At 65.5% G+C, this 348-nt stretch carries 1 pseudogene; it reads right to left on the bottom strand.

The features are described from left to right. Positions 1-204 (bottom strand): annotated as a pseudogene (locus tag EN862_RS35210) (ABC transporter permease); the annotation flags it as partial. Between the last annotated feature and the right edge of the window lie 144 nt (positions 205-348).

Genomic DNA, 348 nt, shown 5'->3' with positions numbered 1-348 from the left:
CGAGAACGAGACCCAGGACAGGAAGGGTTCCAGAAGCATCGCGTGGAAAACGGCTACCGGATCGCGGCCCATCAGCACGTAGAGCCCGAGATTGAGGAGCGTCGCCAGGCCGAGCGCCACGGGCGGGGCGACCAGCTTGACGGTAAGCGAGGCATGCTCCCGGCGAACCAGAACGGGAAGGAACGGCCTGGAGGAAGCGATCATGCAGGGACTTTCCTGGCCGTCGAATGGGCGCCGATCATGTAGCGGCCGATCTCCTCGGGTCTGGTGTCGCGCGTCACCAGCGGCGGGCTCAGCCGGCCCTGCTGGATCACCTGGATGGAACCGCAGAGTTCGAACAGCTCCTCC

This window comes from Mesorhizobium sp. M2E.F.Ca.ET.219.01.1.1 (assembly GCF_004016445.2).
GTDB lineage: Bacteria > Pseudomonadota > Alphaproteobacteria > Rhizobiales > Rhizobiaceae > Mesorhizobium.
Note: the sequence above shows the minus strand (reverse complement) of the source record. Positions and strands in the feature narration are given on the sequence as shown.